Origin of the sequence: Occallatibacter sp. (assembly GCF_036502485.1) — a bacterium.
In the GTDB taxonomy this organism is placed as follows: Bacteria; Acidobacteriota; Terriglobia; order Terriglobales; family Acidobacteriaceae; genus Telmatobacter.
Genome location: NZ_DASXYM010000036.1, coordinates 12,663 through 37,754, shown reverse-complemented (window position 1 = coordinate 37,754; position 25,092 = coordinate 12,663). Strand labels below are relative to the sequence as shown.

The 25,092-nt window shown below is 61.6% G+C and carries 25 protein-coding genes and 1 pseudogene; 18 read left to right on the top strand and 8 right to left on the bottom strand.

Features of this window, described 5'->3' with window-relative positions; genetic code table 11:
* Positions 1–8 precede the first annotated feature (8 nt).
* Together VGL22_RS05860 and VGL22_RS05855 are read right to left on the bottom strand one after the other, a co-directional pair.
* Positions 9–2,267 carry a heavy metal translocating P-type ATPase gene (locus tag VGL22_RS05860; protein ID WP_465265962.1) on the bottom strand — a complete coding sequence of 753 codons (2,259 nt, stop codon included), beginning with the start codon at positions 2,265–2,267 and terminating at the stop codon, positions 9–11.
* A 3-nt stretch (positions 2,268–2,270) separates the two neighbouring features.
* Positions 2,271–2,498, bottom strand: coding sequence for a heavy-metal-associated domain-containing protein (locus VGL22_RS05855; RefSeq protein ID WP_465265961.1), 228 nt, complete (start codon positions 2,496–2,498; stop codon positions 2,271–2,273).
* A 138-nt stretch (positions 2,499–2,636) separates the two neighbouring features.
* Between VGL22_RS05855 and VGL22_RS05850 the strand changes: the two genes are divergently transcribed.
* Genes VGL22_RS05850 through VGL22_RS05840 form a run of 3 tightly spaced genes read left to right on the top strand, consistent with a single transcriptional unit; the run spans position 2,637 to position 4,487 of the window.
* Positions 2,637–3,074: an ester cyclase gene (locus tag VGL22_RS05850; protein WP_465265960.1), complete on the top strand. Its 438-nt coding sequence runs from the start codon at positions 2,637–2,639 to the stop codon at positions 3,072–3,074.
* Positions 3,075–3,114: 40 nt separating this feature from the next.
* The gene (locus tag VGL22_RS05845; RefSeq protein WP_465265959.1) at positions 3,115–3,573 is read left to right on the top strand and encodes an NUDIX hydrolase; all 459 of its coding nucleotides are present in this window, start codon (positions 3,115–3,117) and stop codon (positions 3,571–3,573) included.
* Complete coding sequence (locus VGL22_RS05840) at positions 3,570–4,487, top strand: alpha/beta fold hydrolase (protein ID WP_465265958.1); 918 nt, start codon at positions 3,570–3,572, stop codon at positions 4,485–4,487. The genes VGL22_RS05845 and VGL22_RS05840 overlap by 4 nt, the downstream gene beginning before the upstream one ends.
* A 135-nt stretch (positions 4,488–4,622) precedes the next feature.
* Here VGL22_RS05840 and mdh read toward each other — a convergent pair whose 3' ends face one another.
* From mdh to VGL22_RS05825, 3 genes are all read right to left on the bottom strand, one after another.
* The gene (gene mdh, locus VGL22_RS05835; protein WP_465265957.1) at positions 4,623–5,549 is read right to left on the bottom strand and encodes a malate dehydrogenase; all 927 of its coding nucleotides are present in this window, start codon (positions 5,547–5,549) and stop codon (positions 4,623–4,625) included.
* 118 nt (positions 5,550–5,667) lie between these two features.
* Complete coding sequence (locus VGL22_RS05830) at positions 5,668–7,068, bottom strand: NADP-dependent isocitrate dehydrogenase (RefSeq protein ID WP_465265956.1); 1,401 nt, start codon at positions 7,066–7,068, stop codon at positions 5,668–5,670.
* 187 nt (positions 7,069–7,255) lie between these two features.
* Positions 7,256–7,861, bottom strand: a complete 606-nt coding sequence (locus tag VGL22_RS05825; RefSeq protein ID WP_465265955.1) for a hypothetical protein — start codon at positions 7,859–7,861, stop codon at positions 7,256–7,258.
* A 234-nt stretch (positions 7,862–8,095) separates the two neighbouring features.
* On the opposite strand from VGL22_RS05825, the gene VGL22_RS05820 reads away from it, so the two are divergent.
* From VGL22_RS05820 to VGL22_RS05770, 11 genes are all read left to right on the top strand, one after another.
* Complete coding sequence (locus VGL22_RS05820) at positions 8,096–8,647, top strand: pyruvoyl-dependent arginine decarboxylase (RefSeq protein ID WP_465265954.1); 552 nt, start codon at positions 8,096–8,098, stop codon at positions 8,645–8,647.
* Between the two features lie 96 nt (positions 8,648–8,743).
* On the top strand, positions 8,744–9,655 hold the full coding sequence (locus VGL22_RS05815) for a carbon-nitrogen hydrolase (protein ID WP_465265953.1): 912 nt from the start codon (positions 8,744–8,746) through the stop codon (positions 9,653–9,655).
* Positions 9,656–9,786: 131 nt separating this feature from the next.
* Positions 9,787–10,914, top strand: coding sequence for an agmatine deiminase family protein (locus VGL22_RS05810; protein ID WP_465265952.1), 1,128 nt, complete (start codon positions 9,787–9,789; stop codon positions 10,912–10,914).
* The gene (tadA, locus tag VGL22_RS05805) at positions 10,911–11,396 is read left to right on the top strand and encodes a tRNA adenosine(34) deaminase TadA (RefSeq protein WP_465265951.1); all 486 of its coding nucleotides are present in this window, start codon (positions 10,911–10,913) and stop codon (positions 11,394–11,396) included. Before VGL22_RS05810 ends, tadA begins: the two co-directional genes overlap by 4 nt.
* A 339-nt stretch (positions 11,397–11,735) precedes the next feature.
* On the top strand, positions 11,736–11,990 hold the full coding sequence (locus tag VGL22_RS05800; RefSeq protein WP_465265950.1) for a glutaredoxin family protein: 255 nt from the start codon (positions 11,736–11,738) through the stop codon (positions 11,988–11,990).
* A 207-nt stretch (positions 11,991–12,197) separates the two neighbouring features.
* Positions 12,198–13,508 (top strand): adenylosuccinate lyase, encoded by a 1,311-nt coding sequence (gene purB, locus VGL22_RS05795; RefSeq protein ID WP_465265949.1) that lies wholly within the window; start codon positions 12,198–12,200, stop codon positions 13,506–13,508.
* 5 nt (positions 13,509–13,513) lie between these two features.
* Positions 13,514–14,236: a uracil-DNA glycosylase family protein gene (locus VGL22_RS05790; protein WP_465265948.1), complete on the top strand. Its 723-nt coding sequence runs from the start codon at positions 13,514–13,516 to the stop codon at positions 14,234–14,236.
* A 13-nt stretch (positions 14,237–14,249) separates the two neighbouring features.
* Positions 14,250–14,849 carry a UbiX family flavin prenyltransferase gene (locus tag VGL22_RS05785; protein ID WP_465265947.1) on the top strand — a complete coding sequence of 200 codons (600 nt, stop codon included), beginning with the start codon at positions 14,250–14,252 and terminating at the stop codon, positions 14,847–14,849.
* A 907-nt stretch (positions 14,850–15,756) separates the two neighbouring features.
* Positions 15,757–17,106: a homocysteine synthase gene (locus VGL22_RS05780; protein ID WP_465265946.1), complete on the top strand. Its 1,350-nt coding sequence runs from the start codon at positions 15,757–15,759 to the stop codon at positions 17,104–17,106.
* Positions 17,103–18,329: a homoserine O-acetyltransferase MetX gene (gene metX, locus VGL22_RS05775; protein ID WP_465265945.1), complete on the top strand. Its 1,227-nt coding sequence runs from the start codon at positions 17,103–17,105 to the stop codon at positions 18,327–18,329. The genes VGL22_RS05780 and metX overlap by 4 nt, the downstream gene beginning before the upstream one ends.
* 501 nt (positions 18,330–18,830) lie before the next feature.
* Complete coding sequence (locus VGL22_RS05770) at positions 18,831–20,159, top strand: hypothetical protein (RefSeq protein ID WP_465265944.1); 1,329 nt, start codon at positions 18,831–18,833, stop codon at positions 20,157–20,159.
* Between the two features lie 134 nt (positions 20,160–20,293).
* Here VGL22_RS05770 and VGL22_RS05765 read toward each other — a convergent pair whose 3' ends face one another.
* The gene (locus VGL22_RS05765; RefSeq protein ID WP_465265943.1) at positions 20,294–21,091 is read right to left on the bottom strand and encodes a TIGR00282 family metallophosphoesterase; all 798 of its coding nucleotides are present in this window, start codon (positions 21,089–21,091) and stop codon (positions 20,294–20,296) included.
* 57 nt (positions 21,092–21,148) lie between these two features.
* Entirely contained in the window at positions 21,149–22,792 is a 1,644-nt protein-coding gene (locus tag VGL22_RS05760; protein ID WP_465265942.1) for a lysine--tRNA ligase, read from the bottom strand.
* Between the two features lie 103 nt (positions 22,793–22,895).
* Between VGL22_RS05760 and VGL22_RS05755 the strand changes: the two genes are divergently transcribed.
* The 4 genes from VGL22_RS05755 to VGL22_RS05740 all read left to right on the top strand — a co-directional run bounded on the left by VGL22_RS05755 (position 22,896) and on the right by VGL22_RS05740 (position 24,910).
* Positions 22,896–23,198, top strand: coding sequence for an AtpZ/AtpI family protein (locus VGL22_RS05755; RefSeq protein WP_465265941.1), 303 nt, complete (start codon positions 22,896–22,898; stop codon positions 23,196–23,198).
* Positions 23,195–23,608, top strand: coding sequence for a hypothetical protein (locus VGL22_RS05750; protein WP_465265940.1), 414 nt, complete (start codon positions 23,195–23,197; stop codon positions 23,606–23,608). The genes VGL22_RS05755 and VGL22_RS05750 overlap by 4 nt, the downstream gene beginning before the upstream one ends.
* Positions 23,609–23,649: 41 nt before the next feature.
* Complete coding sequence (atpB, locus tag VGL22_RS05745) at positions 23,650–24,384, top strand: F0F1 ATP synthase subunit A (protein WP_465265939.1); 735 nt, start codon at positions 23,650–23,652, stop codon at positions 24,382–24,384.
* 220 nt (positions 24,385–24,604) lie between these two features.
* Positions 24,605–24,910 carry an ATP synthase F0 subunit C gene (locus VGL22_RS05740; RefSeq protein ID WP_465265938.1) on the top strand — a complete coding sequence of 102 codons (306 nt, stop codon included), beginning with the start codon at positions 24,605–24,607 and terminating at the stop codon, positions 24,908–24,910.
* 55 nt (positions 24,911–24,965) lie between these two features.
* Here VGL22_RS05740 and VGL22_RS05735 read toward each other — a convergent pair.
* Positions 24,966–25,055: pseudogene (locus VGL22_RS05735) on the bottom strand (hypothetical protein); the annotation flags it as partial.
* Positions 25,056–25,092 lie beyond the last annotated feature (37 nt).

Below are 25,092 nucleotides of genomic sequence, written 5' to 3'. Positions count from 1 at the left end.
GTTTCAGTTTAGCGCGTGACTGGCTGGGGCAGCGGCGCGGGTCGCCAGCGGCGCAGGCGGAGGCTGTTGGCGAGCACGCTTACGGAGCTGAAGGCCATGGCCGCGGCGGCAATCCAGGGGCTGAGCAGGATGTGGAAGGCGGGATAGAGGGCGCCGGCAGCGAGCGGGATACCGATGATGTTGTATGCGACGGCCCAGGCGAGATTCTGGCGCATGACGCGGAGCGTGGAGCGAGCCAGATCGAGGGCGGCGGGGATGGCGGCGGGAGTGGCGCGGAGGAGGAGCACGTCGCCAGCCTCCTGGGCGAGATCGGCGCCGGTGCCCATGGCAATGCCGGCGTCGGCCTGGGCGAGCGCGCCGGCGTCGTTGATGCCATCGCCGACCATGCCGACGCGGAGGCCTTGCTGCTGGAGGGTGCGGATGCGGGCGAGTTTGCCGGCGGGATCAAGGCCGGATTCGAGTTCAGCGATTCCGGCCTGTTTGGCGATGGGCGCGGCGGCGGCTTCGGAGTCGCCGGTGAGCATGAGGACGCGGAGGCCGCTGCGCCGCAGGCCAGCGACTGCCTCGGCTCCGTCGGGACGGAGCGCATCGCGGGCGTCAAAATAGGCTGCCGGTGTGTTGTCGAGGGCCATCCAGAGGCGGGTGACGCCAGGCTGAGGAGGCGCGATGTCTTTGGGCAGAGGGACGAAGAACTCCGCGAACAGGGCTGCGTTGCCGAGGATGCAGTCGCGACCTTCGACGCGTGCGGTGAGGCCGCGGCCGGGAAGAACCTGGACGTCCGAGGGGGTGGGCCAGGCGAGTCCGTCCTGGCGCGCGCGATCGACGATGGCGTGGGCGAGGGGATGGTTGGAGCGCTCTTCGGCGGACGCGGCGATGCGCAGGAGGTCGTTTGCGGAGTAGGCGCCGAGCGGATGAATGGCTTCGAGGACGGGGCGGCCGACGGTGAGGGTGCCGGTTTTGTCGAGGACGATGGCGTTGAGATTGGAGAGGCGTTCGAGGGCTTCGCCGCCTTTGAAGAGCACACCGAGCTGCGCGCCGCGGCCGACAGCGACGGTGAGGGCAGCGGGAACCGCGAGGCCCATGGCGCAGGGGCAGGCGATGACGAGGACTGCCACGGTGTTTGCCAGCGCCAGCGAGACGGAGTGTGTGGCGATGAGCCATGCGATGCAGGTGATGAGCGCGAGCGAAAGGACGATGGGGACGAAGATGGCACTGGCGCGATCGGCGAGGCGCTCCATGGGTGCGCGGGAGCCCTGGGCCTGTTCCACCATGCGGGTGATCTGGGCGAGCACGGTGGCTTCACCGAGGGATTCTGCGCGGCAGGTGACGGCGCCGTCGTAGTTGAGGGAGCCGGCGAGGACGCGTTGGCCGGGGGCCCGCTCGAGGGGAGTGGATTCGCCCGTGAGCATGGATTCATCAACGGTGGTGCGGCCTTCAATGACGGAGGCGTCGACAGGGAAGCGCTCGCCGGGCAGGACGAGCACGGAGTCGCCGGGGCGGATCTCATCGAGGGGGACGAGGGTCTGAACTTCGTCGATGACGCGGCGGGCGGTTACGGGCTTCATGCGGCTGAGGGAATCGAGCGCGGCAAGGGCGCGTTTTTTGGCGCGGGCTTCGAGGGCTTTGCCGAGGAGAAGGAAGCCGAGGATGAGGAGTACGGCGTCGAAGTAGACCTGGCCACCGGTCCGGGGCAGGAGCGTGGCGTATGCGGAGTAGAGGAAGGCAACGCCGGTTCCGAGGGAGACCAGGGTGTTCATGTTGGTGGTGCGATGCAGGAGGCCGCGCCAGGCGTTGACGTAGATGGGGCGGCCGGCCCAGACGAGGAGGATGGCGGTGCTGAGGAGGAGGGTCCAGCGGAGGAGTTGCGGAGGCGCGGAGTAGAGCCATGGGAGGGCGCGCATGAAGGCGTGGTCGACGGGGCCCATGGCGCTGCTGAGGGGCATGGCAAGAATCATGGCGAGAGCGCCGGCGGAGAGCATGATCCAGGCTTTGCGGGCGGAGCCGGGGTCGTGTTCGCGGGCGGATTCTGCCGATGCGGCACGGGGGAGGACGGCGTCATAGCCGGCGTGCCGGATTGCGGCAACGAGTTTCTCAGGCGGGGCGATAGCTGGATCGAACTCGACGCGGGCGCGATGGGCCATCAGGTCGACGCGTGCGCTGGATACGCCGGCGGTGGAGCGCAGCGCTTCTTCGACGTGGCGCTGGCAGGCTGCGCAGGTCATGCCGACGACGGGCAGCGTGACCGATTCAGTAGGAGTTGGGGCCAACTGTCAGGCTCCCGGGTGGTCGGCCGGATCGGGCTGCGCTTTGTATCCTGCCGCGGCGAGGGCGGCGATGGCGCTGTCGACGGGCGGCGGGTCCTGTGTGGAGGCGAGGCGCGCGGCGCCGATGCGGACTTCTTTTACCTCCAAGCCTTCAGTTGCGGACAGAGCCTGCCCGACACGGCGTACGCAGGCGCCGCAATGCATTCCATCGATGTGTAGCGAGAATTCCGACATAAGACAAACTCCTTGATTAGCGATGCCAAAGCGAGGGAAGGAGATGCAAAAATCAGGTTGCGCAGCGCTCTGAGCGGCGCACAATTTCTGCTCGCGTCCACTATGCCCTATGCTACCCTCATCGCGGAGGACGCCCCAATGACAACTGTTACCGAGGGTTCGCGCACCCTTGCAGAGACCGCATCCGCATTCTTCGAGGCGTGCGAAGCGGGCAAAGGGTGGGAAGCCTGCAGTGTCTATTGCACGCCCGATGCGAGTTTCTCCGCCCAGGCAGAGCCGCTGCTGGATGTGGTGACACTCGCGCAGTACACAGAATGGATGAAAGGCATTCTGGGCTTGATGCCCGACGCGCGTTACGACCTTAAGGCATTTGCAACGGACACGGAGCAAAACACGGTGGTCGCCTTTGCCGTGTTCCATGCTACCCACACGGGCGAAGGTGGTCCGGTGCCACCCACCGGGAAGTCCACCAGCACGGACTATGTCTACGTCATGCAGTTTGCGGGCGACAGGGTTGCTCACATGACGAAGATATGGAACGCGGGTTACGCCATGCGCGAACTCGGCTGGGCGTAGTCGGAGTTTCCGAGCCTTCTCGTTGACCTATCTTTAAATCATGCTGCAACGCGAATATCCGTTAGCGCCGCTGGTGGGCGTGGGCGCTGTCATTGTGCACGAAGGGCGGGTGCTGCTGGTGCAGCGCGGGCGCGAGCCAATGAAGGGGAAGTGGACCATTCCCGGTGGGCTCATTGAAGTGGGCGAAATGCTGCACGAGGCGGTGGTGCGCGAGACGCGCGAAGAGACGGGTCTGGAGGTTGAGCCGGTGGAGCTGGTGGAACTGCTCGACCGCATCCATCGGGAGGAAGGGCGGGTTCGCTACCATTACGTCATCGCCGACTATCTGTGCCGGGTGGTGGGCGGCCAGCTGGCTGCCGGGGACGATGCCGCCGCGGTGCGATGGGTGGAGCGGGCCGAGTGGAACAGCCACTCGGCACTGGTGTTTGATCCCATCACCGTGCGCGTGATGGAGGCTGCCTGGCAGCGTTCGACGCAACTGCACAAGGAGAGCAGGTGAAGGTCTCGCGGAAGGTCCTGTGGATTGGGGGCGTGATTCTTTGCCTGATTGCAGCTGTGGGAGTGCTGTTTTACGAACGGCCGCTGGAGGTATTCAATCGGCTGCTGTATTTCCAGATGAGTGTGTCAGGGGCGCATAGCCGCTGGATGACACTCAACGGGAACCGCATTCACTATTACGAAGCGGGGCCGGAGGATGCGCCGCCAGTGGTGCTGGTACACGGGCTGGGCGGGCACTCCGAAGACTGGCGTATGCTGCAGTACTTCATCCTTGCTTCGCACCGGCGGGCGTACATGATGGATTTGCCGGGCTACGGGCGGAGCGAGTGGCCGCAGAATTTTTCGTATTCGATTCCAGACGAGGCCAGCACGGTTGTGGCGTTCATGGATGCGCTGGGACTGAAGCAGGTGGACCTGGGCGGCTGGTCGATGGGTGGGTGGATTGCGCAGCGCATCGCGATCGATCATCCGGAGCGAATCAAGAGGCTGATGCTGTTCGACAGCGCGGGTCTGCACAGCCGGCCGGAATGGCAGACGGACCTGTTTATGCCGACGACGGCGCAGCAACTGGATGAGCTGGACAAGCTGCTGATGCCGCATCCGCCGCAGGTTCCGGGATTCATCGCGCGCGATATTCTGCGCTACTCCCATGAGCATAAGTGGGTGATTCAGCGGGCGCTCAACTCCATGCTGGAGGGGAAGGACACGACGGACGGGCAGTTGCCGGCGTTGAAGATGCCGGTGCTGATAGTGTGGGGCGGGGAAGACCAGATCATGCCGGTTTCAAACGGGCAGGAGATGCACCGGCTGATTCCGCAGTCGGAGTTCGAGGTGATTCCGGGATGCGGGCACCTGGCGCCGATCCAGTGTTCGGATCAGATTGGGCCGAAGGTGAAGGCGTTTCTGGGGAAGTAGCGGAGAGGCACGGGGGGTGCGGACCCGGCGACCAAAAAGCAGATTCCCTTCGGGAATGACAGACAAGAAAAGCAAAAGACAAAGCCCGGATTCTCGTCGGAGAGCCGGGCTTTTTCTTTGTGAATGCGGTTGAGGCTAGACGCCGATGACGGCGCAGAGTTCCTTGACGGCCGCGGCGCTCTTTTTGAGGGCGGCGTCTTCTTCGGGAGTGAGTTTGATCTCGATGATTTTTTCGAGGCCGGCGGCGCCGAGCTTGCAGGGCACGCCGATGTAGTAGCCCTCGATGCCGTACTCGCCCTGCAGATAGGCTGCGCAGGGAAGGATCTTTTTCTTGTCCTTGAGGATGGCTTCAACCATTTCGACGGTGGCGGCGCTGGGGGCGTAGTAGGCGCTCCCCGTCTTGAGGTACTTGACGATTTCGGCGCCGCCGTCGCGGGTGCGCTGGATGAGCAGTTCCAGGCGATCGGGGGCGATGAGTTCGGTAATGGGGATGCCGGCGACGGTGGAGTAGCGGGCGAGGGGAACCATGGTGTCTCCGTGGCCGCCGAGCACGAAGGCGTTGACGTTTTCGACGCTGACGTTGAGCTCTTCCGCGATGAAGGTGCGGAAGCGGGCGGAGTCAAGCACGCCCGCCATGCCGATGACGCGTTCGCGGTTGAAGCCGGCCTGGCGGAAGGCGGCCTGGGCCATGGCGTCGAGGGGATTTGAAACGATGATGAGGATGCACTCGGGCGACTGGGCGACGACTTTCGAGACCACGTCGGACATGATCTTGAAGTTGGTGTGCAGCAGGTCGTCGCGGCTCATGCCCGGCTTGCGGGGGATGCCGGCGGTGATGACCACGATGTCAGAGTTGGCGCTGGCGGCGTAGTCGTTCGATCCGAGCACATGCACATCGCGCTTTTCGATGGGCATGGCTTCGAGCAGGTCGAGGGCCTTGCCCTGGGGGATGCCGTCTACCACGTCGATCAGAACCACATCGGCCAGTTCTTTGGAAGCGATCCAGTGTGCGGCCGTGGCGCCTACGTTGCCGGCGCCGACAATGCTTACTTTCTTACGCATTTTCATTTCTCCGTGGGGACCGTGTGTCCGTCCCTCAGGGGCAAAAGCCCTGTTGCCTATTTGGGAATGCTTGCGGCACGACTAAAGTCGTGCCCTGTTGCAAAGCCAGCAATGCTGATCACATGTTTCCGATGATGCGGGTGGCGAATTCGCTGGTGCCGACTTTGGTGGCGCCGGCGGTCTGCCGCTCGAAATCATAGGTGACGAATTTCTGCTGGATGGTCTTTTCTATCGCGGTCTCGATCATTTTGGCGGCTTCTTTCCAGCCAATGAACTCGAGCATCATGACGCCGGAGAGGATCACCGAGCCGGGATTGATGACGTCCTTGTCGGCGTACTTGGGCGCGGTGCCGTGGGTGGCTTCGAACACCGCGTAGCCGTCGCCGATGTTGGCGCCGGGCGCGATGCCGAGTCCACCGACCTGCGCGGCGGCCGCATCGGAGATGTAGTCACCGTTCAGGTTGGTGGTGGCCAGGATGCTGTAGTCGGCGGGGCGGATGATGATCTGCTGGAAGATGGAGTCGGCGATGCGGTCGTTGACGAGGATCTTCTGCTTCCAGGCGCCGTTGCCGTGGGTTTTGCCTATGGAATCGAGCGTCTGCTTGATCTCCGCATACAGCGCGTCGCGGAAGGCCTGGTTACCGAACTCGAGGCCGGGCTCGATGAGGGCGGCGTTCTCTTCGATGGTGATGTTGGGGTTGGCGTCGACGTTGCCGAGGATCCAGCTTTCGCGCTCGGTGATGGTGTGCTCGCGGAACTCCTGGGTGGCGACTTCGTAGCCCCACTCGCGGAAGGCGCCTTCAGTGAACTTCTGGATGTTGCCTTTGTGGACGAGGGTAACGGTTTTGCGGCCGGACTCAAGCGCGTGCCTGAGGGCATAGCGGACGAGGCGCTTGGTGCCGTAGATGGAGATGGGCTTGATGCCGACGCCGGAGTCCTCGCGAATCTTTTTCCTGGTTTTGGACAGGAGATCGTTGTTCAGGAAATCCAGAAGCCTGGCCGCGTCGGGCGAGCCCTGCTTGAATTCGACGCCGGAGTACACGTCTTCCGTGTTTTCGCGGAAGATGACGATGTCGACCTTTTCCGGATGCTTCACGGGGCTGGGCACGCCCTGGTAGTAGCGGACGGGGCGCACGCAGGAGTAGAGGTCGAGGATCTGGCGGAGCGCGACGTTGAGGGAGCGGATGCCGCCGCCGACGGGCGTGGTGAGCGGCCCTTTGATGGAGATGCGCAGGTCGCGGGCGGCGTTGACGCTGTCGTCAGGGAGCCAGTTGCTGAAGTGGCGGAAGGCTTTTTCGCCGGCGTAGATTTCGAACCACTTGATGCTGCGTTTGCCGCCGTAGGCCTTTTCGACGGCGGCGTCAAAGACCCGCTGCGAGGCTTTCCAGATGTCGCGGCCGGTGCCGTCGCCTTCAATGAAGGGAATGATGGGATTGTCAGGGATGGTGAACTGGCTGTTGCTGTACTGGATGGGCTGCCCGTCTTTGGGGAGTTCCAGCCCGTTGTAAGTGCTTTGCATGTTGTGGGTGGGTTCCTTCCGTGGGTTCAAAGGGAAGGCTAACACCTGCAAATTGGGGGTGGCAATTTTTGACCGGACGCTAACTCCCGCCCAAGCAGAGCCTGGACGGGGCACCCGCTCCTGGAGAGGGGCACCCGCTCCTGCATTGGGCACCCGCGCACGCATTGGGCACCCGCGCAGGCAGTGCTTAATGCACCTGGGCCTGGCCGAGGGTGTCGCTGTCGAATTTGGGGATGCCGAAGTGGCCGCGCAGGTGGAGCAGGTCGACGGGGCTGAGGTCGCCGGCGACGGTGATCAGGGTGAGGGTTCGGGGAGTTTCGGCCAGAACGACGGCGCCGCGGACGTTGACGCCGTCCATAACGACCCAGACATCGGTGTTGCCGTTGTGGACGGGTCCGCCGCGGTTGGTGCTGGTGACGACGTGCTTCCAGCCGCGCAGATGGTAGGCGTCGCGGATGGAGTTGACGGCGTTCTCGTCGGGCACGCCCATGTCGCCGAATTTGAGCGTGTGCACGCTGAGGCCGTCGAGATGGCCGATGGCCTGCCTGGTGGGCTCATCGTTCTCGGCGAATACGCCGGCCGCGGCATGGAGCATGTTGCGGTCGAGGGTGAAGCTGTTTTTTACAGCGGCCTGCGCGCTCAGGGAATCGAGCGCGGGCGGGGCCCAGTCGAGGACGACGGGATTATCGCTTTGGACGGGGGGAGGGGGAGGGCTTTGGGCCGGGGCACCGAAGAGAGTGGCGCTGAGGGTCAAAGCGGCCGCGGCTGCGCAGACGAGGAACCGGCTGTTCATATTGATTGGAACGCGGACGCGGGAGAAATGTTGCGCCTGTTTGCGAAGAGAAGTTGGATGCCGTGGAACGGCCGGAGGAGCGCTTTGAGGAGGGAATGAGCCCGAATTGTGAACGGGAGATAAATCCTGCACGCCAGTTCTGCTGCGGGTCTGTATGCGTTACACTCATTCGGGAACTGTTGGCAAGCATGGTCACTTTTCCTCGTGGAGGGTACATAGAAATTGGGAAAAGGCATGGTCCCGAAGAAGCTGTTTTTTACCAAGGGTGTGGGCAAGCACAAGGAGCGGTTGACGTCCTTTGAGCTGGCGCTTCGGGATGCGGGGATTGCGAGCCAGAACCTGGTGCGTGTCAGCTCTATCTTTCCTCCGCGCTGCAAGATGATTACCCGCAAGGAAGGGCAAACCCTCCTTAATCATGGGGAAGTGGTATTTGCGGTGATCGCGGAAAACTCCACGCGCGAGCCGCATCGTCTTTGTGTAGCCAGTATCGGAGTTGCCATTCCCGCCGACAAGGATACGTACGGCTACCTGAGCGAACATCACAGTTTTGGTCAGACCGAAGAGCAGGCCGGCGAGTACGCGGAAGAGCTGGCTGCTGAGATGCTGGCAACGACGCTGGATGTGGAGTTTGATCCCGACAAGAGCTGGGACGAGAAGAAGGAGATTTACCGCATCTCCAACAAGATTGTGCGGACCAGCAACGTGACGCAGTCGGCTGTGGGTGACAAGCGCGGGCTGTGGACGACGACGATCGCGGCGGCGGTGCTGATTCTGGATGGAGATTAGAACTGCCCGCGCGGGCACGCGAACGCGGGTCAAGAGTAAAGGCCAATTCTGCGTAACGGCGGGGTTGGCCTTGTTGTGTGGGAGTAAAAGAGGGCGATGACGAATTCTCGAAAGTACAAGATCGGTCTGGTGCAGATGAGCATGGGGCCGGACCCGGAGGCGAACCTGGCGGCCGCGGTGGGCCATGTGCGCGAGGCTGCCAAGCGGGGCGCGCAGATTGTGTGCCTGCCTGAGCTGTTCAAGGCCCAGTATTTTTGCCAGCGAGAAGACACGCGGCTGTTCGATCTGGCGGAGGCGATTCCGGGGCCGTCGACCGAGGTGCTGGGCAAGGTGGCGCGTGAAGAGCGCGTTTCGATCATTGCTTCGCTGTTCGAGCGGCGGGCGCCGGGGCTGTATCACAACACGGCTGTGACGCTGGATGGAGAGGGCAAGATTGCGAGCGTGTATCGCAAGATGCACATTCCGGACGATCCGCTCTATTACGAGAAGTATTACTTCACTCCGGGTGATCTTGGGTTTCGCGCGGTGGACACGCCGCAGGGGCGGATCGGCACGCTGGTGTGCTGGGATCAGTGGTATCCCGAGGGGGCGCGGCTGACGGCGATGCAGGGGGCGGAGGTCTTGTTTTATCCGACGGCGATCGGGTGGCATCCGGCGGAGAAGGAAGAGTTCGGCGCGGCGCAGTACGACGCGTGGCAGACGATTCAGCGGGCGCATGCGATTGCCAACGGAGTGTATGTGGCGGCCGTGAATCGCGTGGGGCACGAGACGGGCGATGTGCTGGGTAATCGCGTGGAGGGGCCGGGCCTGGAGTTCTGGGGCGGCAGCTTTATCGCCGATCCGTTTGGCCGCATCCTTGCGAAGGCATCGCATACCGATGAGGAGATCCTGATCGGCGAAGTGGACGTGGCCCTGATGGAAGAGACGCGGCGTAACTGGCCGTTTTTGCGCGACCGCCGCATCGATGCGTATACGCCGATTACGGCGCGGTTTCTGGACCCGCTTTAGAGCTGGTACTTGGTGGCAGGCGGAATTTTCCTTCTGCCTGGGGCGCAAGAAAGACAACCGCAGATCCTTCGACTCCGCTAGGCTACGCTCAGGATGACAAAGCGATACGTGGATCCTGATGGAACCAGGAAATGATGAACGAGACACCGCGACAACTTGGATATCGTATGCCGGCCGAATGGGAGCGTCACGAGGCGACCTGGCTGGCGTGGCCGCACAATCCGGAGGATTGGCCGGGGAAGTTTCAGGCCATTCCGTGGATCTATGCGGAGATTGTGCGGCTCCTGTCGTACCGAGAGAAGGTTTACATTGCGGTGCAGAATGAGGCTGAGCAGCGCCGTGCGGAGAGCATTTTAACGCGGTCGCACGCGAACCTCGAGAACGTGTATTTCCACCAGTGGACGACGGATCGGGTGTGGACGCGGGACTCCGGGCCAATTTTTGTGCGCCATGCCGAGGGGAAGGTGGCGTTGACGAACTGGAGGTTCAACGCATGGGCGAAATACGACGACTGGCATAACGACGACCAGTTGCCGGGGCGCGTGTCGGCGCTGCTGGGCATGCGTGCATGGGAGCCTGCCATCGTGAAGCAGGACGGATCGAAGTACAAGGTTGTGCTCGAAGGCGGATCGATCGACACGAACGGGCAGGGGATTCTGCTGACGACGGAAGAGTGCCTGCTGAGCGATGTGCAGCAACGCAATCCGGGTGTGAGCCGCGAACAGCTTGAGGGCGTGCTGCACGACTATCTCGGCATCGATCAGGTGCTGTGGCTGGGGCGGGGGATTGCCGGCGACGACACGCACGGGCACGTGGATGACATCACGCGTTTTGTGGCGCCGGACACGATTATCACGGCGGTCGAAAACGATACGACGGACCCGAATCATGAGCCGCTGGCGGAGAATGTGACGCGGCTGAAAGCGGCGCGCATGCCGGATGGCAAGCAGTTCACGATTGTGGAACTACCGATGCCGAAGGCCGTGATGTTTCGCGGGCAGAGGCTGCCGGCGAGTTATGCCAATTTCTACATTGCGAACGGGCTGGTGCTGATGCCGACGTTTCATGATGCGAACGATCGGGTGGCGCTGGGTGTGCTGGCGGAGGCGTTCCCGGATCGCGAGGTGATTGGGATCCACGCGGTCGATCTGGTGTGGGGACTGGGTACACTGCACTGCATGACGCAGCAGCAGCCGGCGGCACACAACTCGGAAATCCCTGAGGGGTCTGCGTCCGCCCAATTACCATCCAAGGCATGATGTGGTCGCCACCACCGCCGGCTCCTGCAACGGATCTTGAAGCCATGCAGTTGGCGCTTACGGAAGCTCGCAAAGCTGCTGACGCGGGCGAGGTGCCTATCGGCGCGGTCGCGATCGTGACGGGATATGTTGTCGCCTTCGGGCAAAACCGGGTGCTCCGCGACTTCGATCCCACGGCGCATGCCGAAATCGTGGCTCTGCGCGGGGCGGCGGCGGCTCTGGGCAATTATCGGCTGAATGGGGTGACTCTGTACGTGACGCTGGAGCCGTGCGCTATGTGCGCGGGGGCGATGATCCATGCGCGGATTGACCGGCTGGTGTTTGCGGCGGCGGATCCGAAGGCCGGGGCGGCAGGATCGGTGCTGGAGGTGCTGAACCATCCGCGGCTGAACCACCAGGTGCAGGTGGAGCAGGGGGTTTTGGCGGAGAATGCGGCGGAGTTGCTGAGAGGGTTCTTCCGGGAGCGGCGCCGGAACGACTGATCGAGTCCGGCATGTCCAGCGTGACACGTAGGTCTGGCGGAAGGAGCCGCCCTCGCAAGGGTGGGGCTCGAGCTGGAGGAGGCGCTTGATCTCAGAGGGAGTCATTGTGGAATCATCGTAAACGGCTCAAAAAGAATCGGCCTGACGGGACGCCACATCCTATAAAGTGATACGCGAACAAACTTCTGCAGGCAGGTCTCGCAACCAATGGTACTGGGGCGAGGACGAGTCGAGGAGCGCGCAATAGACCTCTTCGGCGGGCGAATCGGAGCGAACCCAGGGAGGCTTGCCGGAATGGACGGAAATGATCAAGGTACAATCGCACGGATGAAAGTAAAGATGTACTCTGCGGCCTGGTGCCGCGACTGCCGGGCTGCGAAGCAGTTTATGGAAACGCACGGGATCGAATTCACCGAGATCAACGTGGACGCTGATCCGGCGGCCTCGGATGAAGTGATCCGGCACGTGGGTAAGCGGGCGATTCCGCAGCTGGTGATTGATGGCGAGTGGTTCCAGCCGTACCGCCCGGGGCGCGGGCTGCTGTATGACGAGTTGTACAAGCGGTTTGGAATTACGCCGAATGGGCGCCGCTAGCGGCTTGCTTGCAGAAGCTGGTTCGCCGAATGCGGCGGGTGAGCGACGCTGCGCGGCATAGCCGGTGAGCGGCGGGGTTGGATTTGTGGTTTCCGACCCTGACTTGTTGAGCGCTGGCGGCGGCTTCACCTTTCGACCTTCTACAATCGACATGTTGACCTGGTGCGAACGGCGTGCCGGGTATTCGTGCGTTTGAGGAGAACTGCTTTGATCGATCGTTATACGCGGCCGGCGATGGGCCGGATCTGGACGGAAGAGAACAAATACCGCTGCTGGCTGCAGGTGGAGTCAGCGGCGAGCGCGGTGCTGGCCGAGGATGGAGTGATCCCGGAGAAGGCGGCGCGCGTCATTGAGTCGAAGAGCAGCTTCTCAGTGCAGCGGATCCAGGAGATTGAGGCGGAGGTGAAGCACGACGTGATCGCTTTCACGACGGCGGTTTCCGAGAGCCTTAAGGAGCAGGGGCTGGGCGAGGAGTCGCGCTGGCTGCATTATGGGCTGACGTCGAACGACGTGGTGGATACGGCACAGGCGCTGCAGGTGAAGGGCGCGTCGACGCTGATTCGTGCCGGGATCACGGCGCTGATGGATGTGCTGAAGAGGCGGGCGCTGGAGTTCAAGCAGACGGCGACGATTGGCCGGACGCATGGGATCCATGCGGAGCCGACGACGTTCGGGTTGAAGCTGCTGAACTGGTATGCGGAGATGCAGCGCAACCTGACGCGGTTCGACGCAGCGGCCGAAGAGATGAGGGTGGGGAAGCTTTCCGGCGCGGTGGGAACGTTTGGGCACCTGAAGCCGGAGCATGAGGAGCGGATCTGCGAGCGGCTGGGTCTGCGGCCGGATCCGATTGCGACGCAGGTGATCCAGAGGGATCGGCATGCGGCGTACATCTCGGCTATGGCGATTCTGGGGAGCACGCTGGACAAGATTGCGGTGGAGGTGCGGCACCTGCAGCGGACCGAGGTGAGGGAGGCGCAGGAGTATTTCAGCGAGAAGCAGAAGGGCTCGTCGGCCATGCCGCACAAGAAGAACCCGATTACCTCAGAGCAGATCAGCGGGCTGGCGCGGGTGCTGCGCGGGAATGCGCAGGCGGCCTATGAGAATGTGGCGCTGTGGCATGAGCGGGATATTTCGCACTCGAGCGTGGAGCGGGTGATCTTTCCGGATTCGACGATTCTGGTGGATTACCTGCTGGCGAAGACGACGGACCTCATCGACCGGCTGCTGGTGTATCCGGAGCGGATGAAGAAGAATCTGGAGTCGACGGGCGGGCTGATTTTTTCAGGGCAGTTGCTGCTGGATCTTGCCGAGGCGGGGATGCTGCGTGAAGACGCCTACAGGCTTGTCCAGTCCCATGCCATGCGTGCTTGGAAAGACGATTTGGTGTTTCGGGATGAGGTGGGGCGCGATCCGCAAATTGCCTCGCTCCTCACCCCCGAGAAACTTGACAAGACGTTCGACTACACCCGTCAGTTGGGCAACGTCGACGCCATCTTCAACCGCGTCTTAGGAAAGTAGACATCATGCCCTCTAGCCAGATCGCCGAACTTAGAGAGAAACTCGACGCGCTCAATGTCGCCGGCCGCAAAGTCGTGCCCTTCAAGGGCCTTCCTGTAATGGAGAAGGCTTTCTTCCCCGGCGGAAACGGCCTGTTCGATGGAAGCGAAGCGACTATCACGGTCGGAGGAACCATCGTCCTTGGTTCCAACTTCGGCTGCAGGAGCGACTTCATCAAAAGCGATGGAACGCTGGTGCGAAGCGACGAGACCCGCACAAGCAGCACGTGGAAGGGGCTCTACCGAATGCTTCTGCCGCAGACGCATATTCAGTTGAGCCGCTGCTTCTTCACAAACGCGTGGCCTTTCCTGCATGAAGGAAAAAGCAACGATACAGGAGGACTGGCTCCTGCCTGGCTATCCGATGAATCGCTGATGAACGAGTGTGGTTATCTGTTCAGGGAAACACTTTCCATCGTTCAGCCGAAGCTGATCGTTGCGCTCGGAGCGGCAGCAGCATTCATGGGACATTTGTGGCCAAACGAATTGGGCGAATGGCGATCCAACAGAGTCTCGTCCATCGATAAGCTGCCGATCGCCAGCATTGAACACAACGGGGCAACCATCGTTTGTACCGCAATTACGCACCCGTCTCACTCCAACTCCTGGCGACGCCAGTTGCCCTATCAAGATACTCGCGGCGAAATCCGCCTTCTTCAGGAAGCTGCAATTCAGGCAGGCTTAGCGTAAGATGACTTCTCCTTTGTCTAGCGTAACGCTCACCTTAGCCATTACCGGCGCGTCGGGCGCGGTGTTTGCGCGGGAGATGCTGCGTGCGCTGGAGGCGGATGAGCGGGTGGCGCGGGTGCACTTTGTGGCGACGGATAATTCGCTGCGGGTGATTGCGGAGGAGTTGGAGATTGCGGGGCGAACGGACCTCGTGGAGAAGCTGCTGGGAGCGGCGCCGCGGAAGACGGTTCAGCATGGGGATGGCAACATCGGGGCGGCGATTGCGTCGGGGAGCCATCCTTCGGATGGGATGATCGTGCTGCCGTGTTCGATGGGGACCCTGGCGTCGATTGCCAATGGGATGGCGGATACGCTGATTGCGCGGGCGGCGGATGTGACGCTGAAGGAGCGGCGGCCCCTGATCTTGTGCGTGCGCGAAACACCGTTCAACCGGATTCACCTGCGCAATATGACGCTGGCTGCGGAGGCGGGTGCGGTGATTTTCCCCGTCATTCCGGCGCTCTATTTCAAGCCGGCGGATTCGACGGAGATGGCCCGGCAGTTTGTCTTTCGCGTGCTGGCGCATGTCGGGCTGCGGCAGCAGGGCGCATATATCTGGAAGGCAGACGAGTAGGAGGCTCATCTTCCGCGGACCTCGCGAATCCGAGGAAGATGAGGCTGAGAGATACGTGTCATCTGCATCGCTGTGCTTCAAAGCGGGCAGGGGAGATGGGCGCCTCGCTACGAATGAGGTTGGTTGTCTGCGGAAGAACTGATCAGGGCCGCCACGATCCGATCGTGGTGTGTTTCGGTGTACCAGGTTGGGGCGTACTCCTCGAGGAGCTGGAAGATCTCCTCGAGGACGGCGCGGGCGCTGACCGGCTGCTGTGTGTCGGAGGGGTCTGACTCAGCATTAGACGCTAAATTACTTCGTACATGCGGGATCACAAAGTCCTCCTGGGGCATTCACGTACGTTGCCTATTCCAAGATGAGAGTCCGCGCAGGGATGAAATCATCCTGGGCTGAGAACAACCGGGTTACGGGATCAGAGGGAAGCCCGAATCCGTGTGGAACGCCCAAGGGTCCGAATTAGAAAGCAACAACACTGCAACTCTGTAAGCCCGGTGAGTGACCGGCCGGTTGCATGTAAAGCAATTTATCAGAGTTTTTTAGCTGCGCCTAGGAAAACGGTGATCAGATGACGCGAATGTAATCGCCCTGGCAACGGGGTGGAGGCAATTTGACCATTCGATGCGGAAGGGCGTTGACACGGTTGCCGGCAGGCATCGATACTGCGGGAGATGCGGAACGCGAAGCAAAAGCCGGATGAGGCCATGGCCATGCGTATGTGCATGCGTGAGGAACCCATCCGTGCGGTTGAGACGCGAATGCGATAACGCAGACGATCTTGAACAAACGGCCCGGGTCCTGAACGGATTCGGGCCGCGTTGTTTGTGCCCGATCCCCCCAGTGTCCGATGGCGCATGGCGCCGTGGCTCCCCTGAACGCACGATCAACCAGAGATCAATGGAGCGAGAGAATGCCTGAAGAGAAGAAGCAGCCCGCAACCCAGCAGCTTGCCACCCTCGCCGTGCACGCAGGCCAGTCGCCGGACCCGGCCACGGGAGCGCGCGCGGTGCCGATCTACCAGACCACGTCGTACCTCTTCCAGGATGCGGACCATGCGGGGCGGCTGTTCGCGCTGAAGGAGTTTGGGAACATCTACACGCGCATCATGAACCCGACGACGGACGTGTTCGAGAAGCGCGTGGCGGCTCTTGAAGGCGGAGCGGCGGGGCTGGCGACGGCGTCAGGTCAGGCGGCGGAGACGCTGGCGGTGACCACACTGGCAGCGGCCGGCGACGAGATCGTGTCGACGACGTCTTTGTATGGCGGCACCTACAACCTGTTCCGCTATACGCTGCCGCGGCTGGGCATCCATGTGCGATTCGTCGATCCTGATGATTTCGACGGATTGCGCGCGGCGATCAATGACAAGACGCGGGCGGTGTATGCGGAAACAGTGGGCAATCCCAAGCTGGACGTGACCGATATTTCAAGGCTGGCGGAGATTGCGCATGAGCATGGGCTGCCGTTGATCATCGACAACACCATGACCTCTCCCGCGTTGCTGAGGCCGATTGAGCATGGCGCGGATATCGTGGTCAACTCGGCGACGAAATTTTTGGGTGGTCACGGCAACAGCATCGGCGGAATCATTGTGGATGCCGGCAGGTTTGACTGGTCGGCGTCAGGGCGGTTCAGGGATTTTGTGGAACCGGATCCGTCGTATCACGGGCTGTCGTACTGGGATACGTTTGCCAACCTGTCATTCATTCTGAAAGCGCGCATTCAGGGGCTGCGCGATACAGGCGCAGCGATTTCGCCTTTCAATGCGTTCCTGATCCTGCAGGGGATTGAGACGCTGCACTTGCGGATGGAGCGTCACTCGCAGAATGCTCTGGCGGTGGCGCGGCATCTGGAAGCGCATCCGGGGGTGGAGTGGGTGCGGTATCCGGGGCTGGAGTCGAGCCAGTGGCACGAGCGGGCGAAGAAGTATCTGCCGGACGGACATGGGGCGCTGATCACGTTTGGCATCAAGGGTGGATACGAGGCAGGGAAGAAGCTGATCGACTCACTGGAGCTGTTCTCGCTGGTGGCGAACATTGGCGATGCGAAGTCGCTGGTGATCCATCCGGCGTCGACGACGCATCAGCAGTTGTCGGACGAGGAGCAGCGCGCGGCCGGAGTGACTCCGGAGCTGGTGCGGGTATCGATCGGGATCGAGGATATTCGCGATATTGTTGCGGATCTGGACCAGGCGATTGAAGCTGCAAATGGAACAGCGTTTGCGGGCGAGTCGGTGGCCGCCGGTCATAAGGCACAATGACAGTGATGTCCCAGGGCGAAAAAGCCGCTGAACCGGCGGGCGCGGCGCAGGCCGCCACGAAGAAGGTGAAGAACGAGGCCAAGATCGAAGCCGCTGGCGAGGCGACGATTCAGGCCAAACCCCAGGCCAGACCGGCGCGCCCGCCTGTCCCTTCGCCCACCTACGAAGGCGACTTTGTGCTGGACGAGCACTTCATGCTGGAGTGCGGGCGCACGCTTACGGGCCTGACGCTGCATTACGCGGTTTACGGCAAGCTGAATGCGGCACGCGATAATGCGGTGCTGGTGTGCCATGCGCTGTCGGGGTCGGCGCTGGTGCACCAGTGGTGGCCGGAGGTATTTGCGCCGGGCGGGGTGCTGCGGCTGGATCAGGACTTTGTGATATGTATCAACCTGCTCGGGTCGTGTTATGGCTCGACAGGTCCTCTCTCGGTCAATCCTGAAACTGGTTCTCTCTACGGCCCCGAATTTCCTCTTGTTTCCATTGCTGACAATGTGCGCGCGCAGGCCCGGCTGCTGGATAGCCTGGGTGTGCGCCGCCTGCGGCTGATTATGGGCGGTTCCATGGGCGGCATGCAGGCGCTGGAATGGTCGGCAGGGTTCCCGGATCGCGTGGAGCGCGCGGTGGTGATTGGGGTGGCGCCGCTGGGGGCCATGGGGCTGGCGTTGAATCATCTGCAACGGCAGGCGATCCAGCACGATCCGGAATGGATGGGCGGGAAGTATCTGCCGCAGAAGCCGCCTACGCGGGGCTTGTCGCTGGCCAGGCAGATTGCGATGCTCAGTTACAAGTCGGCGCCGTTGTTTGACGAGCGATTTTCGCGCAATCCCAACCGCAACGGCGAAGACCCGTGGGGCCTGGATGCTTGCGGCGGGGGCCTGATCGGCGGGCGGTTCGACATTGGCGGTTATCTGGACGAGCAGGGAAGGCGGTTTGTGGACCGCTTCGATGCGAACTCCTATCTCGCCATCCTGCGCACCATGGATACCTGGGAGCCGCTTCGTGGGGGGCGTACTTCTGAGGCGGTATTCGGAGGGATCAAAGCCCGGCTTACGTTTATCGGGATCAACTCGGACTGGCTGTTTCCGCCGCAGTCCGTGCGGGAGTTTGCCGAGACGATTCGCGCCGCGGGGGTTCAGTCGGACTACCGGGAGATGATCAGCGATCACGGGCATGACGCGTTTCTAGCCGAGCAGGCGGAACTGCTGCGACTGCTACAGTAACCAGTTGCGGCCAACGTATCGGCAGCGCGAGCATCCAAAATGGACAGGAACAATTGTTGCTCCTTTGGTGTCTAAGCCAGTATGCTCGGCGAAGATACGTCACAAGCAGAGCAGCAGAGGGGCATTCGGGGGTACAGTTCGCACTCCCTGCGAAACGGTTCGCCAAGCTTGCGAATGGGTTCGCGGCGGTTTGCGGTCGACCGGGGTATGAGACATTCTGGAACGAACGGGTGGTTCCGGAGCATTACGAGTTGCGATGGGGTCAGGCATTACCCGTTGCGAGCATACGTTCGTCAACGGCGGGTGGCAGCAATTCATTCGGGCTGTGGGACTTCCCTTGTCATAGGCAGCAGGGGTTTCTATAATCCTTCCAACACCGCATCGGGCCGTGGTAACGCTTTCCTCACCACCGCGGGCAGACAACCGCAATGCGCAGAACGGTTGGCCGTCAGCGAGCGAGTGCATGAGATTTTCCATTTCGAATTTTCCCAGGAGCACTAAATGAAGAAGTTTGTATTTGCGTCGGTGATGGCGCTTGCGAGCATCAGCCTCGTTGCCGCGCCCAAGCTGCATTCGCAGGACTCGAGCCAGGTTACGATCAAGGACCCTGCCGAGTTCAACGCCTACCAGATGTTCAGCACGCAGAGCGATCCCAAGGCCAAGGCTGCGGCCGGGGAAGAGTTTCTGTCGAAATATCCGCAAAGCGTGGTGAAGGGGGCAGTTCTCGATCAGATGATCGACTCCTATCAGGCGGCTGGCGATCAGGATGGAGTGCTGAAGACTGCAGACCGGGAACTCCAGGTGGATCCCAACAGTCTGAAAGCGATCCTTTATTCGGTGCTGATCAAGAAGCAGCAGTGCGCGAAGAACCAGGACCAGGCCACCTGCGACGATGCAGCGGCGCTGGCGAAGAAGGGCCTGGCGCTTCAGAAGCCGGCCAGCACGGCAGATGCCGACTGGCAGAAGCTGACGCACGCCGCGTTCCCGATCTTCCACTCGGCGATTGCCGCCGATGACTCGGTGAAGAAGGATTACAAGGACGCTCAATCGGAATACCAAAACGAGCTCAAGCTCTACAGCGACGACGAGAGCAAGACTGCGGGTCTGAACGACACCCTGCTGCTGGCACAGGCATATGCGCAGCCGGGTTCGACGCAGGACCTCAAGGTCGCGGTGTGGTATTTCGCTCGCGTGTGGGCGTTAGCTCCGGCGCAGTACAAGGCACAGATCGAGCCGAAGCTTGAGTATTACTACAAGAAGTACCACGGCGGTCTGGATGGGCTGGACGAGATCAAGCAGAAGGCGGCGACGTCAGTGAACCCGACGGCTGACTACAATCCGCCTCCGGCCAAGAGCCCGCAGGAACAGATTCATGACCTGATCGCGTCTACGCCGAATCTGGATTCGCTCGCGCTTTCCGACAAGGAGACCATTCTCGGACTGGGCGGCAAGGAAGACGCGGACAAGATGTGGGCTGTTCTGCAAGGCAAACAGACGCAGGTGCCCGGCGTGGTGATTGCAGCCACTGCGGACCAGGTCCAGGTGGCGGTGACGCAGGATGCGAAGGACGCCAAGGTTGCCGACTTCATCGTGAATATGAAGAAGCCGCTTACCGAGGCCGAGTTGAAGATCATCCAGCCCGGATTCGAGTTCAAGACGGCTCCCGACGCCATGCTGGCGGGTACGTACGACACCTACAAGCAGCTTCCGGCCACGGACACGACCTCCGCTTCGGCCCAGGTGGTGCTGAAGGATGGCGAGTACATTCCAGCGGAGAAGAAGAAGGCCCCGGCGGCGCATCATCCGGCGCACCGTCCAACTCACAAGTAAGGCAAACAGGCGGCGGATTTCTCCGCCGCATCCAATACCTGGGAAAGAAGAAGGGCAGCCTCTCGCGGCTGCCCTTCTTTGTTTATCCCTCTAATCTCTCACCACGAACCACTCATCACTAACCACTGTCTTTATCACTCTCCCAGCATGATCCGCTGAATCGAGCTCGCCCGGCCCGTCTGCGGATCGCACCCGATCAGCGCGGCGCACATCTTCGGGTTCCCCCTGGCGGCCTCGAATTTGCCCGGCATCCCGGTCATGAAGCGGTGCAACACCATCTCCGTCTCGACCCCGATAACGCTGTCGTACGGACCGCTCATGCCCACGTCGGTCTGGTAGGCTGTGCCGCGGTGGAGGATGCGCTCGTCTGCCGTGGGAATGTGGGTATGGGTGCCGAGAACGGCGGTGACGCGGCCGTCGAGATGCCAGCCCATGGCGACTTTTTCGCTGGTGGCTTCGGCGTGGAAGTCGACGAGGATGACCTTGGCTGAGATACCTTTAAGGACATTGTCGACGGCGCGGAAGGGGTCTTCAGTCCCGCTCATGAAGACCTTGCCCATGAGGTTCACGACAGCGTAAGAGACACCGCCGGTGGTGACGCCCTGGAACACGCCATGGCCGGGGACGCCGGGGTAGTAGTTCACGGGACGAAGGATACGGCGCGCGTGCTCCTGGCTGTCGGCGGGGACCGAGTTGAGATAGTCGATCAGTTCTTTCTTGTCCCAGACGTGATTGCCTGTGGTGAGCACGTCAGCGCCTAGTTGGAAGAGGTCGTCGGCGATGCCGGGGGTAAGCCCGAAACCGCCGGCAGCGTTTTCGGCGTTGATGACGGTGAGGTCGACGGCGTGAGTTTTACGGACGTGGCCGATGTGGGCGGCGACGATCTTGCGTCCCGCGCTGCCGAAGATGTCGCCGATGAAAAGGATGTTCAAAAAGCAGCCCTCTAGCTTCTCGCCTCCAGCTCCTAGCTGAGGCGGTATAGGCGGCACTTAGCCGTGCGCCTCGTCCTGGTTTCCTTGTTCCCGCGGTCCCTCGGCCGCTGTCTTTCTCATCAGCGGGAAGAGGATGACGTCGCGAATGGAGCGTGAGCCGGTGAGCAGCATGGTGAGGCGATCGATCCCGATGCCTTCGCCTCCTGTGGGAGGCAGGCCGTACATGAGGGCGCGGACGTAATCCTCGTCCATCTGGTGCGCCTCTTCATCGCCGCGGCCGCGTTCGGCAAGCTGTTGCTCGAATCGCTTGTTCTGCTCCACCGGATCGTTGAGCTCGCTGAAGGCGTTGCCGATTTCGAAGCCGCCAATGAAGAACTCGAAGCGCTCCACCCACTCGGGATCCTCAGGCTTCTGCTTGGAGAGCGGCGATACGGCGGTGGGAAAGTCGTAGATGATGGTGGGCTGGATCAGGAAAGGCTCGACCACCGCTTCGAATACGTTGTAGATGATCTTGCCGAGAGGCGCGCCCTTGGATGCATCGTGGTAGACCTGGCCGAGAGCCTCGCGCATGGTTTTGAGATCGGCGCGCCGGTCAACTCTCATGCTTTCTTCAGTGCGGGATTCATCCAGGGAGGTGAGCGCGGCATAGATGCGGGCCTGCAGCACCTGTATGGATTCGAATGCGCTCATAGCGGGCCTGGGCCCGGCTTCCGCGGGCCAGAAGTGCACGATGGCTTCGCGCATGTTGAAGCGATGCCATTTGGCCAGGTCGATGGTGTGGCCATCGAACTCAGTGATGGTGGATCCATTGACCTCGCGCGCGACGTAGCTGACGAGCTCTTCGGTGAGATTCATCAGGTCGTGGTAGTTGGCGTAGGCCTGGTAGAACTCCAGCATGGTGAATTCAGGATTGTGCTGGGTGCTGATGCCCTCGTTGCGGAAGTTGCGATTGATTTCGTAGACGCGATCGAGGCCGCCAACGGTGAGCCGCTTGAGGTAGAGCTCAGGGGCAATGCGCAGGAACAGGTCCATGTCGAGCGTGTTGTGATGGGTGCGGAAGGGGCGTGCCGCGGCGCCGCCGGCGATGGGCTGCATCATGGGGGTTTCGACTTCGAGGTAGCCGCGATCATCGAAAAAGCGGCGTATGGAACGCAGCACCCTGGCGCGCTTGACGAAGACTTCGCGGCTGTCGAGGTTGGTGAAGAGATCCACGTAGCGCTGGCGGTATCGAACTTCAACATCGGTGAGGCCGTGATATTTTTCCGGCAGGCTCAGCATGGCTTTGGCGAGAAATGTCAGGCGCTCGACGTGAATGGTGAGCTCGCCGGTGCGCGTACGGAAGAGATAACCGACCACGCCGATGTGGTCACCGAGATCGAGGAGCTTGTAGAGCGCAAATCCTTCCTGGCCTACGGCATCGAGGCGCACGTAAATCTGCAAGCGCTGGCCGTCCTGCTGCAGGGTGGCAAAGCCGGCCTTGCCCTGGGCGCGGATGGCCATGATGCGGCCGGCGACGGCGACGGTGAGGCGGTGCGACTCGAGTTCGCCGGTGCTGGCCTCGCCCCATTGCTCGCGCACGCCGGCAACGGAGTGGGAGAACGGGAACTGATTGGGATATGCCGCCTGGCCAAGCTTTTCGATGTCCTGCAGCTTTTGCCTGCGCAGCTCAAAGAGACTGCGCTCAAATTCGGATTCGAACACGGGAAATCCTTCTTTTTCTCTGAGGTCCAACGCTCAGTATATCGGCTTTCGAGGTGCTGGCTGCCTCGCGTGGAGCAGGCGGAAGCGTGTATAACGACGGAGGATGCCTTATCACAATCCATTGCCGCCTTCACCGGATAACGACCGGCAGCCGAAGCGTGACTCCGGGGGGCTGGCTACGCTGGTGCAGGCCGAGAAGATGATGCAGATCGCCATTCTGCTGCCCTCGGCGGCGTTTGTGGGATGGCTGCTTGGGGCGTGGCTGGACAAGATGCTGCATCAGTCCTGGATCGGGATTGCGGGCATTGTGTTTGGGGGGATTTCAGGGCTGGTGTACGTGATCCGGCTGGTGATCACCACCGGGACCGGCGACAAGAACGGGAAGGGAACCGCCGGGGGACGATGACGGAAGACATACATCCGATTGCGGGGCTGACCGATGCGGCCCTGGCCTCGATGCTCAAACGGGCGATGTTCGTAACGTTGATGCTGGGAGCGATCGCGGGGGGAATTCTCTGGATCGCTTCGGGTTGGCGGGACGCATCGATGATCGCGGTGGGCGCGGTGATTTCGTCGGCCTCAATTCTGGAGTGGCAGCGGCTGATCAAGCTGTTCAATGCCAAGCTGGACCGGCAGCAGACGCCGCGGGGAGCGGCGCTGGTTATCTCCCTGTTTCTTCTGCGCATCGTGATCTTTGCAGCGGTCATTTATGGTAGCCTGAAATGTCTCCGTGGGTCGGCAATTGCGCTGCTCTGCGGCTTGGCCCTGGCGGTGCTCGCCATGGGCTGGGAAGCCCTCCGGCTCCTTCGTGACTAGCACCAAATTTCAGAGGCTGCAAGGAACTAGAAAGAAGTCCGATGCACGAATCGTACTGGATTACTGATCTTCTGAATGCATTGTTTGCGGGCCCGGTGAGCGCGCTGCTAAATGCGGTGGGTATACATCCCGCGGACGCGGCTCACCCCATTAACGACACCTTCGCGCTTGAATTGCTGATTGCGCTCGGACTGATGGCGTTTTTCGCGGTTGTACGCGCCAGCCTTTCGGTGGAGAACCCCAGCGCCCTGCAGCAGGTGGCGGAGATCATCCACGAGTTTTCCGGTGGCCAGGCCGAGCAGATTATCGGTCACGGCTATCAAAAGTTCCAGGCATTCACCACGTGCGTGTTCCTGTTCATCATTGTGATGAACCTGACGGGACTGATCCCGGGGATCGTGACGCCGACCAGCGCGCCGATTGTTCCGCTCGGCATCGCACTCTGCACGTTCTTCTATTACCACTTTTTCGGTTTCAAGGAGCAGGGGTTTGTCGGCTACCTGAAGCACTTTGCGGGACCGATCTGGTGGATTTCGTGGCTGCTGTTCCCGATCGAGATCATTTCGCACTGCGCGCGCGTGATGTCGCTGACCATCCGTCTTTACGCGAACATGTTCGCCAGCGACCTGGTAACACTGGTGTTCTTCTCGCTGATCCCGGTGGCGATTCCCGCGGTGTTCCTGGGCCTGCACGCGTTTGTGTCGCTGATTCAGGCGTATGTGTTCATGCTGCTGTCGATGATTTATCTAAGCGAGGCAGTAGCGCACGAGCACTAGAGAGCAGCTACTAGTTTCTAGCCGTTAGCTTCCAGCTCGTTGGTGTGAGGTGATCATGCTCGCACCAGACGAACGTAAAGCTGGAAGCCAGCAGCCAACAAGTTTCTGCCGGAGAGCGCTTCCGCTCCGGATAACACAGATGGGCTGTCAGCGTGAGGGGGTCAGCACGGTGAACCTCAACCACCCACTGACGGCCAATTACCAGGGAAGCTGGAGAGCTATGAAGAAGTTTCAGTACCTGTTTATGACGCTGGCGGTGCTTTGCTTTGCCGTCCCGGTGTTTGCTCAGGCCGGTGGCGCTGCTGCCCCGGTCAACCTGGTGCCGATCGGCGCCGGCATCGGCATGGCCATTGCGGCCGGTCTATGCGGTCTCGGCCAGGGCCGCGCGACGGGCTCGGCCTGCGAAGCGCTTGCCCGCAACCCTGGAGCGCGCGCCGGTATCCAGCTTCTGCTGGTGCTCGGTCTTGCCTTCATGGAATCGCTGACGCTGTTCACGCTGGTCATCGTGTTTGCCAAGGTGAAGTAAGCAATTCTTCGCTTGGAATGAAATTGGCCCCGTCTCCGGACGGGGCCGTTTTCATTTAGATTTCATTCCAATCCACGGCCGTGCTGCGCTCGCCTGTCGCGAGAAAGCCCAAGATCATCGTTTCGAGCGTCTCGAAAGGAACGCATCGACTTTTCGGATCTCAGTGGGCTGGTTTCCGCAGC

Bases quoted from the DNA above. Each gene is read 5' to 3' on its own strand.
- VGL22_RS05800 (WP_465265950.1), top strand. From the start codon at position 11,736: ATGTACTCTGCGGCCTGGTGCCGCGACTGCCGGGCTGCGAAGCAGTTT.
- VGL22_RS05755 (WP_465265941.1), top strand. From the start codon at position 22,896: ATGCCTTATCACAATCCATTGCCGCCTTCACCGGATAACGACCGGCAG.
- mdh (WP_465265957.1), bottom strand. From the start codon at position 5,549: ATGCGTAAGAAAGTAAGCATTGTCGGCGCCGGCAACGTAGGCGCCACG.
- VGL22_RS05850 (WP_465265960.1), top strand. From the start codon at position 2,637: ATGACAACTGTTACCGAGGGTTCGCGCACCCTTGCAGAGACCGCATCC.
- VGL22_RS05750 (WP_465265940.1), top strand. From the start codon at position 23,195: ATGACGGAAGACATACATCCGATTGCGGGGCTGACCGATGCGGCCCTG.
- VGL22_RS05770 (WP_465265944.1), top strand. From the start codon at position 18,831: ATGAAGAAGTTTGTATTTGCGTCGGTGATGGCGCTTGCGAGCATCAGC.
- VGL22_RS05855 (WP_465265961.1), bottom strand. From the start codon at position 2,498: ATGTCGGAATTCTCGCTACACATCGATGGAATGCATTGCGGCGCCTGC.
- VGL22_RS05845 (WP_465265959.1), top strand. From the start codon at position 3,115: ATGCTGCAACGCGAATATCCGTTAGCGCCGCTGGTGGGCGTGGGCGCT.
- VGL22_RS05825 (WP_465265955.1), bottom strand. From the start codon at position 7,861: ATGAACAGCCGGTTCCTCGTCTGCGCAGCCGCGGCCGCTTTGACCCTC.
- atpB (WP_465265939.1), top strand. From the start codon at position 23,650: ATGCACGAATCGTACTGGATTACTGATCTTCTGAATGCATTGTTTGCG.
- VGL22_RS05815 (WP_465265953.1), top strand. From the start codon at position 8,744: ATGACGAATTCTCGAAAGTACAAGATCGGTCTGGTGCAGATGAGCATG.
- VGL22_RS05810 (WP_465265952.1), top strand. From the start codon at position 9,787: ATGATGAACGAGACACCGCGACAACTTGGATATCGTATGCCGGCCGAA.
- VGL22_RS05790 (WP_465265948.1), top strand. From the start codon at position 13,514: ATGCCCTCTAGCCAGATCGCCGAACTTAGAGAGAAACTCGACGCGCTC.
- tadA (WP_465265951.1), top strand. From the start codon at position 10,911: ATGATGTGGTCGCCACCACCGCCGGCTCCTGCAACGGATCTTGAAGCC.
- VGL22_RS05740 (WP_465265938.1), top strand. From the start codon at position 24,605: ATGAAGAAGTTTCAGTACCTGTTTATGACGCTGGCGGTGCTTTGCTTT.
- VGL22_RS05780 (WP_465265946.1), top strand. From the start codon at position 15,757: ATGCCTGAAGAGAAGAAGCAGCCCGCAACCCAGCAGCTTGCCACCCTC.
- metX (WP_465265945.1), top strand. From the start codon at position 17,103: ATGACAGTGATGTCCCAGGGCGAAAAAGCCGCTGAACCGGCGGGCGCG.
- VGL22_RS05830 (WP_465265956.1), bottom strand. From the start codon at position 7,068: ATGCAAAGCACTTACAACGGGCTGGAACTCCCCAAAGACGGGCAGCCC.
- VGL22_RS05820 (WP_465265954.1), top strand. From the start codon at position 8,096: ATGGTCCCGAAGAAGCTGTTTTTTACCAAGGGTGTGGGCAAGCACAAG.